Consider the following 13,847-nt stretch of genomic DNA (forward strand, 5'->3'; position numbering starts at 1 on the left):
GGGGCCCGGAGGGCCCGCGGGGCCTCACCGTAGCCTCCCCGGGCGCGCCTTCCGCTCCGGCGCGCTCGACCCGGACGGCGCGCGTGGGCGGACCGGCGGAGCCGCCCGGCAGCGCATCCGCACGCGCCGCCCGGCCCGAAGAAGGTGGGGGAAGGAGAACCGATGACGGAACGGGACGCACCGGAGGCGCGGGAGGCCGACGCGCGGCAGGGCGACACGTGGGAGGTGGCACCCGACGCGGGGCGGCCGGACGGCCGCGCCTGCGACCACCTGGAACTCCTCGTCACCCCGTGGCACTCACCGGCCCTGCCGTCCGCCGGGTGCTCGGGGTGCCTCCCGCTCGGCTGGACCTGGGTACGCCTGCGGCAGTGCGTGACCTGTGGATACCTCGGGTGCTGCGACAGCTCCAGGGGCCGCCACGCCCACGCCCACCACGAGGAGACCGGACACCCCGTCGTGGTGTCCACCGCCCCCGACGAGGACTGGGCCTGGTGCTACGACGACGAGGTCTTCCTCGTCCGCGCCGGTGGGCACCGTCCCGGTTCCGTCACGGCCCGCGGCAGGCGGTGACACGGCCCGGCCGCGGGTGGAGAATCGAGCGCACGACACCGGGCGGGGGCCCGGACCGGGGGTGGGGGAGTGCGCATGGGCCGGGCATTGCGGTGGGGACTGACCGTACTGGTGGCGGGATTCTGGCTCTGGTACGCCTCCTACTACACGACGATCGCGGTGTGGGAACTGCGCAAGCTCTTCGCGTGGTTCGCACTGCCGCTCCTGGCCGGCGCCCTCTGCCTGGCGGTGGCGCTCGCCGTGCGCCTGCTGCGCCGCCGCACGGACCGCACCGGCGGCGGAGGCAGCGCGGGCCCCGTCCTGGCCTGGCTGGGCGGCCTCGGGGCGCTGGTGCTGGCCGTCGGCTGGCTGATGTACGGGGCCTACCTCCAGGACCGCGCGTACATGGCGACCGCGCAGATCGTCACCGAGCCGGTGCCGGGGCTGTCCGCCCGCTCCCCGTACGTGGTCGGCAAGGCCCAGGCGGCGCCCCACCTGGGGGACGTCACCGGGGAGATCGCCGACATCACCTACCTGCCCGACTCCGACCGCTTCGGCGCCCTCGTGGAGCGGCGTGGCTGGCTCGCCGGGTACGAGGTGGGCCTCGTTCAGGAGGTCCCGCTCGGCGGCAGCGGCCGCAGCCAGGAACGCTGTCCCTTCGACGTGGAGAAGGCCGACGCCCGGATCGGCGGCTGGTTCGGCCACAACCTCGGCCGGAAGATCTCCGCCGAGCGCCGGTGGGTCCGGTTCGACGCCGACGACGCCTACGTGACCTGCCGGAGCGGAACCCCGGTCGTGGTCGTTCCGCTCAAGCGCCAGACCGGGCTCCTCGTCGTGACCGAACGCCCGGCCGGGGTGGCGCTCTACGACGGCCGGACCGGCGAACTCACGCTCACCTCCGACACCACCGCCGTGCCCGGCCCCTCCTACCCCCTCAGTCTCGCCGCCCGCCAGCGGGAGGGCACGGCGGCGGTGGGCGGATTCAGCGACTGGTGGTTCGAACGCAGCGGCTGGGACGCCTCCGAGGACGGCGCCAACGAGGGCAACGAGTCCGAGTTCACCCTGCGCCACGCCGACACCTCCGGCGGCAGCGCCTACGTCACCCCCCTCACCCCCCAGGGCGACGCGGGCTCCGTGGTGGCCGTCTCCACGGTTCCCACCCGCCACCGGGGAGGCACCCTCGCCCCGATGACGGTCCACCGCCTCAGCCCGTCCTGGTCGTCACCGAAGGCCCTCGTCGCCCTCATCAAGGCCGAGTACCGGGACGTCTGCTGCTACAACGACGACCAGGTGTTCGAGGTGGTCCCGACGGGCGGCAGCACGTGGACGGCCACCATCGGCAGCGAGCAGAACATCCGCTACCGGGTCGAGGGCAGGGGCCCGGTCGACGGGCGCGAGGCCACCTGCCTCAAGGCGGCCGACGGCGCCCTCATCCGCTGCGCGCACGCGGCCCCGGGCTCCCCCGAGGAGCAGGAGCTCCAACGCCGCGAGCAGCAGAAGCAGCAGGACGCGGCGAAGGGCGGAGGCGATACCGGTGACCTCACGCGCCTGACCGACGAGCAGCTCGCGGAACTCCAGCGCCGCCTCGGCGACGAGTTCGTCCGGCGGTTGAAGAGCGGCTGAAGAGCGGCTGACACGAGCCGGGGAGTGCGTGCGGACGGGTCAGATCCCCAGCGCGTCGAAGGCCGCGTCGAGGAACCCGTCCGGCAGCCCGGTTCCGGCCCAGGTCCAGTCGCGCGGGCCGGCCGCCTCGGCGGCCTCCTCGACGTCCGCTCCCGCACGCGCGGGGTCCGGCGCGGGCAGCGCCAGTGCGACCACGGCCCAGGACGCCAGGGCGGCGACGTCCAGGTACTGCCACCATTCGGCGTCGTCCCACCCCCGGCGTTCGGTGGCGTGCCGCTGCCAGGCCGTACGCAGCAGCGCGCCCAGTGCGGCCCGCGGATCGTCCGCGTCGGCCTCCACCGCGCACCCCACGGCCCGCAGCACCTCCAGCTCGGAGGCCCAGGGATGCACCGCGAAGAACTCCAGGTCCCCGCGGAGGGTGGGCCGCACCGGCCGCCCCCGGCCCCGGCCGCCGCGCCCCGCCGGAGCCCACAGGCCCGCGGGTCCGTCGCCCAGCCCGGTGGACCGGGCCCGCGCCGCGACGTCGCCGAGCACCGCGTCCCGCCAGCCGAGCCCGTACGCCGTGCGCGCGGCGAGGACCGCGTGGATCTGCTCTTCGGTGCCCGGCGCGTCGAGGACGGCGTCGTCGCAGCCGCCCCACGACACGGCGAGCGCCGCGGTGACCGACTCCCTGCACCGGCCGTTCAGATCGTCCGGCGGCACCAGGGTCCAGGGCAGCAGCGCCCGATAGGTCCCGTCCCACAGCTCCCGCACGCCGGTCGCCTCGGTCACGGCCCCGCCCCTGTCGTCCGATCCGGCCGGGCGGCTCCGGCGTCCGCCCCACCTGCGATTGTCGGTGACCCGTCGCTGCGCGCGGCCGGCACCCCCGGCGGCGCCCCCGCCCCGGCGGGGTGGCCGGACCGGGTGCCGGAGCCGTAGCGTGGTGCTCCGGGAGGCCCGCCATGGACACGCACGGCAGGGACACGCAGGACGCGGGCACGGCCCGGACGGAATCGGTGTGGGACTACCCCCGGCCGCCCCGCCTCGAGCCCGACACGCGACACGTGCTGGTACGCCACGCGGGCATCACCCTGGCCGACTCCCGCCGCTGCCTGCGGGTGCTGGAGACCAGCCACCCGCCGGTCTTCTACATCCCGCGCTCCGACGTGCGCACGGACCTCCTGCGTGCCTCGGGACACGGGAGCATGTGCGAGTGGAAGGGCGCCGCCACCTACTGGGACCTCGCCGCGGGCTCCGGCCTCCCGCCCGTGACCGACGTCGCCTGGAGCTACGAGTCCCCGGCCCCCGGCTACGCGCCGATTACGGGCCATCTCGCCTTCCACGCCGACCGGGTGGACACGTGCACGGTGGACGGTGAACGTGCGCGGGCGCAGACGGGCGGCTTCTACGGCGGCTGGATCACGAGCGAGATCACGGGTCCCTTCAAGGGGGAACCGGGCACCCACGGCTGGTGACCCGGGGGGCCGCACCGGCACCCCGGCCCACCGGAGCCGCCCGCGCGGATCAGGCCCGGCCGCGGGCGTCCACCACCGCCAGCAGCTTGCCGCTGGTGGGACTGCGGTCCAGGGCCGCCCCGTCGACGGCCTCCACCACCAGCTCGAGCATCCCCTCCGACACCGCGGAGCGGAGCTCCCCGCAGCCCGCGAGGAGTACCTCACGGAGCCGCCCGGTGTCGGTGGTCCCGGCCCGTTCCACCCGTACGGTCAGCCGCTCCCGCGCCTCCCCGCCGTCCAGCCGGACCTGCAGTTCACCGCGGTGGCCGCCGGGACCCTCGGCCAGCTCCTGGAGCTGCCGGTGGTTGAGGAAGTACGTGGCCACCCGCATCACGTCACCGGTGCGGCCGCGCAGTTCGAACCGGGGCGAGTACCGTCCGCACGGACAGCGGCCCGGCACCTCCCGGCCGAGGTCGCCGATCACGTACCGGCCCAGCCGCTGGCCGCGCCGGGCGTGCGTGCTGAACACCAGCCGTCCCGTCCCGCCCGGAGCCACCGGCCGGTCCTCCTCCAGCTCCAGGATCTCCATGCCGTGCAGGTCGGCGTGCAGGTGGTGGACGCCGCCGGAGCTCTCGGTGCACTGGTAGCCCAGCGGTCCGAGGTCCGTGCTGCCGTACGTGATCGAGCGGATCACCTCGATGCCGAACCGGTCCCGCAGGGTGTGCTGCTGCTCCCGCGTGAAGTGCTCGCCGCCGTAGAACACCTTGCGCAGACCGCCGTACGCGCGCAGGGCGTCACCCTCGGCGTGCAGCAGCTGCCACAGGTAGGACGGCATACCGAACAGGGTGTCGGCCCCGTGGTCGATCAGTGCCTGCGCCGTGGCCCGGTGGTCGGGCCCGGCCGACAGCGGCAGCTGCACCCCGCCGAGCCGTTCCAGCACGGAGAAGAAGCTGATGAAACTGCCGTACATGGAGCCGCAGTAGAAGAGGTTGGCCGTGCGGTCCCCGACCGGGTCGTAGCCGGCGGCCAGCAGGCCGCGCGCGGCGGCGTGCATCTGCGTGTCGTAGTCGTCGTAGCTGAACACCGACAGGGCCGGGGCACCGGTGCTGCCCCCGCTGCGGAAGTACAGCTCGGCGTCCGCCCGCGCCAGGCGCCGGCCCGGCTCCTGCACGTCCTCCTTGCCGACCAGCGGTCCCGTCGGCGCGGGCAGGACGACGGGGCGCGCCAGGTCGTCCAGGCAGGCGACCGAGGCGAAGGCACCGGGGTCGGCCTGCACCGCGACCCTGCGGCTGTAGCGCTGCAGGGCGTAGACGCCGTCGTGCGGTTCGCCCGCGTAGCCGGCGTGCATCGCCCCGACCGGTGTCACACGGGTGACGCCCGCCGCCAGGGCCGTGCGCGCGAGTTCGGCGACCTCGGCCGGGCTCCCGGCCAGGCCCGCCGTCTGCAGGTACCGTCGCATCGGGCGCAGCGTGGCGATCAGCCGCTTGCGAGGCAGCGGCTTGACCCACACGCTGCGGTGCAGCGGCGAGGCCGTGAGCGGCGAACGGGTGTCGGCCATGACCCGCCACGATCCGTCCGGCGCCGAGAACACCCGGGTCAGCCCGAGGTGTTCCTCCAGCCGGGCCACCAGTTCGGTGGTGGTCAGCTCGGCCGCCTCCGCGGCGTCCTGGCCGTCCGGCGAAGCGGCACCGGCGGCCGGCGGCCGGGCCGCCAGGATCCCGGCGAACCGCTCGGCGAACGCGAACAGCGCGTCCCGGTCCTCGGTGTCGAGGTAGACCACCTGGGGGCTGGAACAGGCCTGCTGTTCGTACAGGCACACGTCGTCCGCGAGCGCTTCGAGGGTCTCCGGCCGCGACCAGGTCTCCTCGGTCAGGTACGCGAACGAGATCCGGTGCCCCCACTCCACCAGCCGGCAGCCGGCCGGAACATGGGCCGCGACACCCTCGACGGCCGCCTCGCCGCCCCAGACGGCGACCACGTCGGCCGGCGCGCACATCAGGCGCAGCCAGTCCTGCCGGGACGAGGAGAACCGCAGGACGACCACCCGCGCGGCCAGGGCGCCGCTCGGGTCCAGCGCCGCGAGCTCGGCCATCAGGTGCTGGGTGAGGAGGGTGTCGGCGCCGCTCGTCTTCAGGACGTTCACGTTCCCGGCGAGCAGGCCCTCGACGATGCTCAGCGGCGCCACCGTCGCCGCGTTGCCCGGGGCGATGTGGGTGACCAGGCCGACGGGCGCCCAGGCCTCGTAGACCGTCTCGCGGGGATCGGCACGGTTGAGCCGGCTCGGCGTCGCCCCGCCCAGCTCGCTGCGCAGCTTGCGGGTCAGCTCCCGCCGGTCGAGGTGCCCGCCGAGCTCGGCCAGCAGCGCCGGGTCCTCGCCCTCGGGCAGGTGCGCGGCGAGCCGCGCGTGCACGGGGTGCGCCGGGTCCCGCAAGGCGGCGGCGAGCGCGTCGCAGGCGGCCAGCACGGTCTCGGTGTCCAGCTCGGAGGCCAGCGCGGCCTCCACGGCGGCGGGCAGCTCGGCCAGCCGGCGCCCGGCCTCCTCGTCGCCGATGAAGGAGCCCTGCCAGTAATGGTGCTGCACGGTCATGGTCACGCCAGTCCCTTCATCAGTTCCGCTGCGGCCACCGCGCAGCTGCGGTTGCGGCTCACTCCGGCACGTCCGTGCACGGTGAACCAGGGGGTCTGCAGCGCGCAGCCGCAGGCCTCGCCCGGCTGCAGCGAGGCGAGGTCACCCATGACCACGCTCTGCGCCGGGACGGAGGTGATGTACGGCGACACCAGGTGCAGGTAGCCGCGCTCCCCGTGGGGCAGGGGCTCCAGGTTCCGGGTCGAACGGATCGTCACCCTGGACCAGACGGGCGCGTGCAGCCGGTGGTGGTCGCATTCGATGTACGGGATGCAGTGCTCCACCGACCCGAAGGTGTCCCGGATCCGGTCGCCCGGGATGCCGAGCTGCTCCGTGACGCGCGCGTACAGCTCCTCCTTCTCGATGCGCCGGTCGGCGTGGCCCTTCCAGCCGCCGCCGAGGACGACGAGCGAGCCCTCGGGCAGGGTCAGCGGAGGCATCCCCATGGCCCGCATGCGCTCCAGCGTGAAGAAGAGGAACGCGGGGAAGCCCAGGATCCGGACCGGCGCGTCCTCGTCCGCGAAGCGCCGCAGGGCGGCGATGCAGCCGAACGGGTCGAACTCGTGGTCCCCGCCGGTGTTCCGCAGGGCGTACTCGACGCTGCGCGCCGGGGCGAAGTCGCACAGGTAGTTGTCGGTGAACGCGGTCCCCAGGTTCAGGGAGGGGGCCGGCTCGTAGCTGTAGAGGAGGTAGTTGACCTCCTGGTCCGGTGTGATCCACCCGTTGCGCTCGAAGATGCGGGCGACCATGCGCTGCGCCGAGCGGATGGTCCAGGTGTCGAAGAACATCTGCGACTTCTGGCCCGTGGTGCCGGAGGAGGTCAGGTGCAGTTCGACGTCCTCGCGGGGGACGGAGAGCACCTCGTGGCGCTTGAAGAAGTTCGCGTGGACGAGAGGAGTCCGGTACGGCTCCGCCACCGGGGTCGCCTCGTGGAGCGAGCGGAAGAAGGGGGAGCGCTCGGTGTGCCAGGCGTGGGACTCGGCCATGGCGGCCGCGAACAGGTCGTCGACCTCGCTGCCGTGGGCGTACGGATCGGTCAGGTCGCACAGGCGCTGGACGTGGGCCAGCCGTTCCGGGTCGGGCACGGTGACCGGTGCGAGATGCGGGTTGGTGGGGTTCACGGGGCAACCTCGGATGTGGTGGGCAGGTGTGTCGACGCCCAGGCCGACACGTAGCAGTCCAGATAGGGCTGGAGGGGCGGCTCGACGGCGACGCCGCGGAAGTCGATCCGCTCGCTCGAACGGGACAGGACGGCGTAGTCGTGGAAGCCGTCCCCGTCCGCTCGCATCGCGGGGTACAGGGCCCCGGCGACGAACCCCTGGGCCAGGAAGGCGGACAGGGCCTCCCCGTGCGCGAGCGGCACCAGGGCCTCGACGTATCCCGCACCCGCGCGGGCCAGGGCCCGCGTGACGGGTTCGAGGTGCGCGGCCGCGGCGGCCGGATCCGGATGGGCGGACAGCAGGGAGCAGTAGCCGCCGGCCCGGTTGAGGTAGGCGTACACCTCGAAGCGCCCGTCCTCGGGGGTGAGGAGCACGTTGGGGGTGTGCAGCGGGTAGAACCAGCCCTCCGCGTCCGGGAACCGCTCGCGGAAGCGGCGGCGTACGAAGGCGGGAGCCTCGATCAGCTCCAGCCGTTCGCCCCCGCCCCGGGGGGAGGGGACCGGCGGTGCCTCGGGCGCGGACCGGACCCCGGCGTAGCCGATCCCGAGGGCGGCCTCCGAGGTGCGCACCAACGGCATCAGCGCGGCGGGCACTTCGGCGACCGGCATCCGGCGGTCGAGCACCCCGGGGGAGTGACGCGCGTAGAGCGCGAGGCTCTCGCGGCTGCGCAGATCCACCGCGTTGGGCAGGATGCCGAGCGGACGGAAGCCGTTGCGCGCGACGACCCGCTGGGGACCGGCCCCGACGGTGCGCACGGTCGCGTACACCGAGTCGAGCCGCGCGGTGTCCAGCATCTGCGCGCACAGCGCCTCGGTCAGGGCGCCGGCCAGTCCGCCCGAACGGTGCTCGGGGTGCACGGCGATGCCCTCCAGCCGGCCGATGCGGCTGCCCGCCTCGCCGTGGATGGCGGCGGACGCGGTCAGGGCGCCCGTGCCGGGGCACCGGGCGACGAGCCACAGGGAGTGCGGGTCGTCCATGAGCCGGGCCATCTCGGCGGGGTCGGTGCCGAGGGCCACGGGGTAGTGCGGTCCGTAGACGGCGTAGTAGAGCTGGCGCAGCTCGGCGATGTCCGCGCCGGTGGCCCGGCTGATGACGGGGTTCACGCGGTGCCTCCGACGGGTTCCGGGGCGGCTCCGGCCGCGGGTTCGGCTGCCGGCCCGGGCTCGGGCCCGGCTGTTGTTCCGGGCTCTGGGTCGGGGTCGGGTGTGCGGGACCCCAGCAGGGCCAGGGCGCAGACGGCGGGCAGCAGGCCGACGCCCTGCACCAGGCACAGCGTCCGCGGCGAGAGGAAGTCCCCCGCGAAGCCGAACACCAGGGACGCGACGGGAAGGGACGCCCCCAGCACGGCCTGCATCACGGCGAAGAAGCCGGGCTTGTCGGCGGCCGGCACCAGCCGCTGGAAGAGCGCCACGAAGCGGACGCTGACCGCCCCCGCGCACCAGCCGGCCACCATCAGGCAGCCCGCCATGACGGGCCGCAGCGGCAGCAGTCCGGGCAGGGCCAGGGCCGCGGCCATCAGAGCGAGGCACCACGCGCCCGCCACCGTCGGACGCCCCGGCACGCGGGTGCCGGTGAAGGCCCCGATCAGCGCGCCGGCCCCGAGGGAGGCCTCCAGCAGGGCGACCGTGCCGCCCCCGCCGTGCAGGACCGAGCGGGTGTAGAGCGGGATGACGACGAACACGGCGGCGGTGAAGAGGTTGGCCGCGGTGAAGCAGACCAGGATCCGGCGCACGTGGGGCAGTTCGCCCAGGATGCTGCGCAGCGACCGCGGCCCGGGGGCCCCGTGGGAGCCGTCCGGGGCCGCCGCGCCGCGGAAGCGGGCGCTCGCGACGAGGAGGGCGGCGCCGGCGTACGCGGCCGCACAGCCGGCTGCCAGCCCGGCGACACCGGCCCGGTCGACGGCCAGGGCGCCCAGCAGCGCTCCGCCCAGGCCGGCCAGGGACTGGGTGGACAGTTCGAAGCCGGTGGCCGCCTCGATGTCGGCGTCGTCGACGAGCTCCGGCACCGACGTGGTCAGGCAGGGGTCGAAGAACGCCTGGCACGTGGCCAGGGCCAGGCCGGCCGCGTACACGGCGGCGAGCGCCGGCCCGTCGCCGTACGCCCACAGCGCGAGGACACCCGAGGCGGTCGCGGCCAGGGCCGCGGCGGTCCGCAGCACGGACCGGTGGGCGAACCGGGCGACGGCCCGGGCCACCACGGGAGCCAGTGCCACGGCGGGCAGCGTGCAGACGGCCATGAACAGGCCGGAGGCGAGCCCGGGGGAGTCGCGTACGGCGTGGGCGACGAGCCACCACGACACCCCGACCTGGAACATGCGCACGGCGGCCTGGGTGAGGACCTGGCCGAGCCACACGGCCGCGAAGGCCCGGTTGCGCAGTACCAGCGGGGCGCGCCGCCGGGGGGCGGGGGCGAGGGGGCCGGTGGGTCCGGAGACGGCGGTCACGCGGTCGGCCTCTCGTCGAGGACCCGCACGAGCTTGCCCGAGCGCGGGTTGACGGCGAGGTCGCGGTGACGCGCCCACTCCACGGTCAGCGGGTGGACGAATCCGGCCCGCACGCTGTCGGGGTACAGCGGGCGTACGGCCTCCAGCTCGGCGACGACCGCCCGTGCCAGGGCCTCCCGCGCACCCGCCTCCGGGTCTGCGGACCCGTCCGGGCGCGCATCGGGACGGCCGTCCGCCCCCTGGTCGGTGCCGGGGGCGGCGGCCAGTCGCAGGACCAGTCCGTCGCGGCCGTCCCAGCGGCGGACGACGAGCTGCATGCCGACGACCCGCCCGGCGGTGTCCACCGCGGCGACGGCGTCCTGCGCGTCCTGGGTGTAGAGGGAGACGGGTCCTACGCGGACGCCCTCCTCGGCGCGGCCGAGGATCCGGAAGTGCCCCGGCCCGGTGCCCGTCCACTCGGCGCGGTCCCCCGCGGGGTAGCGGATGATCGGCATGAGGCGGCGGAAGAGGCTGGTCACGACGACCCGGCCGGGCCGGCCCGGTTCGGTGACGGGCTCGCCGGTGGCGTCGTCGAGGATCTCGACCAGCGAGTACGGCGTGAAGGCGCGGTGCACCCGTGCGTCGGCGCCGGGCACGGGCCGGCCGAGCAGGCCCGCGTCGACACTGGCGTAGCCGACGGAACGGACCTGTGCGCCGGGGAAGGCGGTGGCCAGCAGGCGCCGCTGGTCGTCGAAGAGGGCCTCACCGCCGAAGAGCAGCAGCTCGACGGAGTCGAGCCGGGTGCCGGTGGCCACGGCCTGCTCGGCGAGCCGGCACAGGGTGGTGGGCGTGCCGGCGAGTACCTGGGCCGACAGGTCGCGCAGGGTGGGCAGCGTCGACTCGAGCGGCGCGCCGCCACCGATGGGCAGCCGCACGTTGTCCACGGGAGCGTGGGCGAGCGAGTCGAGCACGAAGAGGAAGCTGGCGTAGAGCTCGCCGGCGTAGAAGAGGTCGGCCACCCGGTGACCCGGCCGCAGGCCGGTGTCGACGAGCCCCTGGCCGAAGGAGGTGACGAAGGTGCGCCACTCGTCACGGGTGTAGACGGAGAACTTGGGGGACCCGGTCGTCCCGCCGGTCTTGTAGACCGTCGCCTCGCTGAGCGGGCCGGTCAGCACGCGGCTGTCCTGCAGCGTGTTGGCCGCCCAGAACTCCTTCTGGTCGACCACGGGAAGGTCGGTGAGGCGGTCTACGTGCGGCGGCAGGGATGCGTAGAGGTCCCGGTAGTAGGGCGAGTTGTGACGGGCGAAACGTATGAGGTCCGAGAGCTGCTGGGCGGACATGGGCCTTTGCCTAGGTGACGGAGACGGTACGGGAGGCACGGCGGGACCCGGCGCGGGAGCGTGAACTCCACTGCGGGGTCGGGCCGTTGTGCGGGGGACCCCCCGGCGCCCCTGCTTCCCGCGAAGCACGTCCGGAACGGACGTGCAGAACTGACGTGCGGTCATGATGATGAAACATCAGCGCACTTTCACCAAATTAGCCAAGTATTTCCGGCCAGAGCGGCCATAAGCCGCAGTCCTTGCGGTTTCAACCAGATGGCCGGACCGCGGGTGGGGCTGCCGGTGCGAGACTGGTCGGGTGACGGACGGCGACACCCGGAGGGACCGGCGCCTGGAGCGGGCCATCCTCGAACTGCTGGAGCAGCGGGGTCCCGCGGCGACGATCTGCCCGTCCGAAGCCGCTCGAGCGGTCCACGCGGAGGCGGGCGGCGGTGACGGGGGCGACGGCTGGCGCGGGCTCATGGAGCCGGCCCGGGACGCGGCGCGGCGCCTGGTGGCGGCCGGCGAGGTCGAGATCACCCAGGGCGGACGTGTCGTGGACCCGTCGCGGGCCCGCGGTCCGATCCGGATCCGGCGCGCCCGCTGAACGGGGCCTCGGGGCGACCGTGCCCCGCACGCCGCCGGAACCCTGCCGGCCCGGTGCGCGGCCCGCGCCGCCCTGCGCGGATCGGCGCGAGCGTCCAGTATGGAGACGGCCCGCCCGGCCTTCCCGGCGGACGGCCCGCCACTGCACACCCCACTGCACGTCCGTACGTCCTTGTCCCCGACGTCCTGGAGGATCGACCGTGAGCGGTGACAGCCAGAGCAGGGAAGAGGCCCGGCAGCTCCGCCGGCAGGCCGAGGAGCTGGAGCTTCGGGCTCAGCGGGCCGACGACGCCGGAGAACGCCAGCGGCTGATGGCGAAGGCCGTCCGGATCCGCGCGAGGTGCGAGGAGAAGGGCGGCCCCGAGAGCGCCACCATGGACCCCATGTAGGGGTTCGTGGCCGTACGGGCGGTTCAGCGGCGGCGGCTGCGCACGCGGCCGCCCCAGCCCCGGCCCACGCCGGCGACGTGCAGGGCGAGCGCGGTGAGACCGAGCAGCATGAAGTTGGTCGAGCTCAGGACGTCGTTGGTGGATATGTGCGCCGCGTTGATGAGGAACGCGATGAAGAACAGCACTGCGGCGACGACAGCCGGCATGGTGGGCCCCTTCCGTAGGTGACTGCCGTGTGCCCCGCCGGAGCAGAAGCACGCACCGGGCCCGCGGGCCGGCCACCGTAAAGGGCCGCGGCCGGCCGGGTGGTCAGCCGGCCGGCGTATCGGGGGAGTGCCGCAGCCAGGTGTATGCGACGGGCTGCGACGCGTTCCAGGCGTCGGCCAGCTGCGCCTCGACGGGGACGAAACCGGCCCCGAGGTAGCAACGCTGTGCGGCGCCGTTGTCCGGATGGACGCGCAGGAAGACGTCGGCATGGCCGGTCTGCAGCGCACGCGCGAGGAGTCCGGCCACCAGCGTCCGCCCGATGCTCCGGCCGCGCAGTTCCGGCGCCACGATGATGCGGGCGAGCTCGACCTCGTCCTCGTCGGCGTCGATCCAGAGCTCGCCGTAGCCGACGGGCTCACCGCCCACGAAGAGCAGGTGGGGACGTACGTCGCCGTCCCCGTGCCAGTCGAGCACGGCCCGCGGGGGCAGCGGGAACTCCCGCGCCCCGCACCACAGGGCCAGTTCGGTGGCGGAGGTGGCCCAGCCCGCCACCGTGGCGGCATGGGCGGCGTGGGCGGGGGAGAACGGAAGGAGGTCCATGGTCTGTTTCTCCGGTACGGGCCGGGTCTCCGGCCGGTGCGTCGGCGCCGCCCGGGTGGGCGGCGGGGCGCCGGGCCCGGGAGCCGGCGCATGCCGACCGTACGCGTCGCGGCGGATCGCCTCACCCGGGTTTCGGCGGCGCCCGCGGAGCCGCGGCCGGTGGCGGCACAGGCTCGGTGTGCATACTGCTGGACATGAGGTCTTCCGTCGCCGCGCGCATCCACCTGCTGATCACCAGCGTGCTGGTGACGTCCGCGACGGCGTGCGGGGTGTGCGTCGGCCTGCTGCTGGGCGGCCGGCTCACGGCCGCCCTCGCGGGCGGCGCTGCCGGGCTCGGGGCCGGCATCGGCGCGTTCCTGTCGCGTCGGCACGTCTTCGCCTACCTCCGGCCCGAGGCGCCGGCATCGCCGTCGGCGATGCCGGCGCCTCGGGCCGCACCCGTGCCCGCGCCGGCGGCCGAGCCCGCCGGGCCTTCGCACGTACGGCTGCCCGTGCCCGCGGGCGCTGCCGAGGCCGGGCCCGACGCCGCGGGCCCGCAGGACCCCTCGGTCCACGCGGACCCCTCTGCCTCCTCGGACCGCTCTGCGCCCTCGGATCGGGCGGATGCCACGGGCGGGTACGCCGAAGGACTCGCGGACGCCGTGGTGGTGAGCATCGCGACCTACCAGGCCGCGGCCTTCCCCCTGACCGCCCTCGGCGTGAGCGACGAGGAGCGCGCCGCCCGCCGCGCGTTCGCCTACCGGGTGTGCGCCCAGGAGGGCCTGCCGCCGGCCGTACGGGTGTCGGCCGCCGCCGCCCTCGAAGCCGTCGACCAGGGTGTCGACGCCGGACGGGCCCACGCGGCGATGAAGGCCCTCTCGCTGACGGTCTACGACCACCGCGGAGCCCGCTGACCCGGTCCCCGGCGCGTCCC

Annotated in this window: 14 protein-coding genes; 6 read left to right on the forward strand and 8 right to left on the reverse strand. The window is 74.9% G+C overall.

The annotated features are described in order from the left end of the window. Positions 1-162: 162 nt before the first annotated feature. Positions 163-570 (forward strand): UBP-type zinc finger domain-containing protein, encoded by a 408-nt coding sequence (locus ACPU2J_RS34915; protein ID WP_423834875.1) that lies wholly within the window; start codon positions 163-165, stop codon positions 568-570. A 75-nt stretch (positions 571-645) separates the two neighbouring features. Continuing rightward, positions 646-2,172 carry a hypothetical protein gene (locus ACPU2J_RS34920; RefSeq protein ID WP_423834876.1) on the forward strand — a complete coding sequence of 509 codons (1,527 nt, stop codon included), beginning with the start codon at positions 646-648 and terminating at the stop codon, positions 2,170-2,172. Between the two features lie 39 nt (positions 2,173-2,211). Here ACPU2J_RS34920 and ACPU2J_RS34925 read toward each other — a convergent pair whose 3' ends face one another. Further along, complete coding sequence (locus ACPU2J_RS34925) at positions 2,212-2,943, reverse strand: hypothetical protein (RefSeq protein ID WP_423834877.1); 732 nt, start codon at positions 2,941-2,943, stop codon at positions 2,212-2,214. A gap of 170 nt (positions 2,944-3,113) precedes the next feature. On the opposite strand from ACPU2J_RS34925, the gene ACPU2J_RS34930 reads away from it, so the two are divergent. Then, positions 3,114-3,626 carry a DUF427 domain-containing protein gene (locus ACPU2J_RS34930; RefSeq protein WP_420078071.1) on the forward strand — a complete coding sequence of 171 codons (513 nt, stop codon included), beginning with the start codon at positions 3,114-3,116 and terminating at the stop codon, positions 3,624-3,626. Positions 3,627-3,675: 49 nt separating this feature from the next. Here the strand turns inward: ACPU2J_RS34930 and ACPU2J_RS34935 are convergent, their stop codons facing one another. The 5 genes from ACPU2J_RS34935 to ACPU2J_RS34955 are packed head-to-tail and all read right to left on the reverse strand — an operon-like array spanning position 3,676 to position 11,153. Continuing rightward, positions 3,676-6,192 (reverse strand): acyl-CoA reductase, encoded by a 2,517-nt coding sequence (locus tag ACPU2J_RS34935; protein ID WP_423835045.1) that lies wholly within the window; start codon positions 6,190-6,192, stop codon positions 3,676-3,678. A gap of 2 nt (positions 6,193-6,194) precedes the next feature. Continuing rightward, positions 6,195-7,352, reverse strand: coding sequence for an acyl-protein synthase (locus ACPU2J_RS34940; protein ID WP_423834878.1), 1,158 nt, complete (start codon positions 7,350-7,352; stop codon positions 6,195-6,197). Then, on the reverse strand, positions 7,349-8,494 hold the full coding sequence (locus ACPU2J_RS34945) for a GNAT family N-acetyltransferase (protein ID WP_420078069.1): 1,146 nt from the start codon (positions 8,492-8,494) through the stop codon (positions 7,349-7,351). The genes ACPU2J_RS34940 and ACPU2J_RS34945 overlap by 4 nt, the downstream gene beginning before the upstream one ends. After that, a complete protein-coding gene (locus ACPU2J_RS34950; RefSeq protein ID WP_420078068.1) occupies positions 8,491-9,834 on the reverse strand; it encodes an MFS transporter in 1,344 nt (447 codons plus the stop codon). Before ACPU2J_RS34950 ends, ACPU2J_RS34945 begins: the two co-directional genes overlap by 4 nt. Further along, a complete protein-coding gene (locus ACPU2J_RS34955; RefSeq protein ID WP_420078067.1) occupies positions 9,831-11,153 on the reverse strand; it encodes a phenylacetate--CoA ligase family protein in 1,323 nt (440 codons plus the stop codon). The genes ACPU2J_RS34950 and ACPU2J_RS34955 overlap by 4 nt, the downstream gene beginning before the upstream one ends. A 298-nt stretch (positions 11,154-11,451) precedes the next feature. Here ACPU2J_RS34955 and ACPU2J_RS34960 point away from each other — a divergent pair, with 298 nt between their 5' ends. Both ACPU2J_RS34960 and ACPU2J_RS34965 read left to right on the forward strand, forming a co-directional pair. After that, positions 11,452-11,739 (forward strand): DUF3253 domain-containing protein, encoded by a 288-nt coding sequence (locus ACPU2J_RS34960; protein ID WP_420078066.1) that lies wholly within the window; start codon positions 11,452-11,454, stop codon positions 11,737-11,739. A gap of 199 nt (positions 11,740-11,938) precedes the next feature. Beyond that, complete coding sequence (locus ACPU2J_RS34965) at positions 11,939-12,127, forward strand: DUF6381 family protein (protein WP_361605816.1); 189 nt, start codon at positions 11,939-11,941, stop codon at positions 12,125-12,127. 23 nt (positions 12,128-12,150) lie between these two features. Here the strand turns inward: ACPU2J_RS34965 and ACPU2J_RS34970 are convergent, their stop codons facing one another. Then, on the reverse strand, positions 12,151-12,333 hold the full coding sequence (locus ACPU2J_RS34970) for a hypothetical protein (protein WP_361605813.1): 183 nt from the start codon (positions 12,331-12,333) through the stop codon (positions 12,151-12,153). Positions 12,334-12,436: 103 nt separating this feature from the next. Next, the gene (locus ACPU2J_RS34975) at positions 12,437-12,934 is read right to left on the reverse strand and encodes a GNAT family N-acetyltransferase (RefSeq protein ID WP_423834879.1); all 498 of its coding nucleotides are present in this window, start codon (positions 12,932-12,934) and stop codon (positions 12,437-12,439) included. 194 nt (positions 12,935-13,128) lie between these two features. Between ACPU2J_RS34975 and ACPU2J_RS34980 the strand changes: the two genes are divergently transcribed. After that, positions 13,129-13,827 carry a hypothetical protein gene (locus tag ACPU2J_RS34980; protein WP_420078064.1) on the forward strand — a complete coding sequence of 233 codons (699 nt, stop codon included), beginning with the start codon at positions 13,129-13,131 and terminating at the stop codon, positions 13,825-13,827. Positions 13,828-13,847 lie beyond the last annotated feature (20 nt).

This window comes from Streptomyces manipurensis (assembly GCF_049570255.1).
GTDB classification, from domain to species: Bacteria; Actinomycetota; Actinomycetes; order Streptomycetales; family Streptomycetaceae; genus Streptomyces; species Streptomyces manipurensis.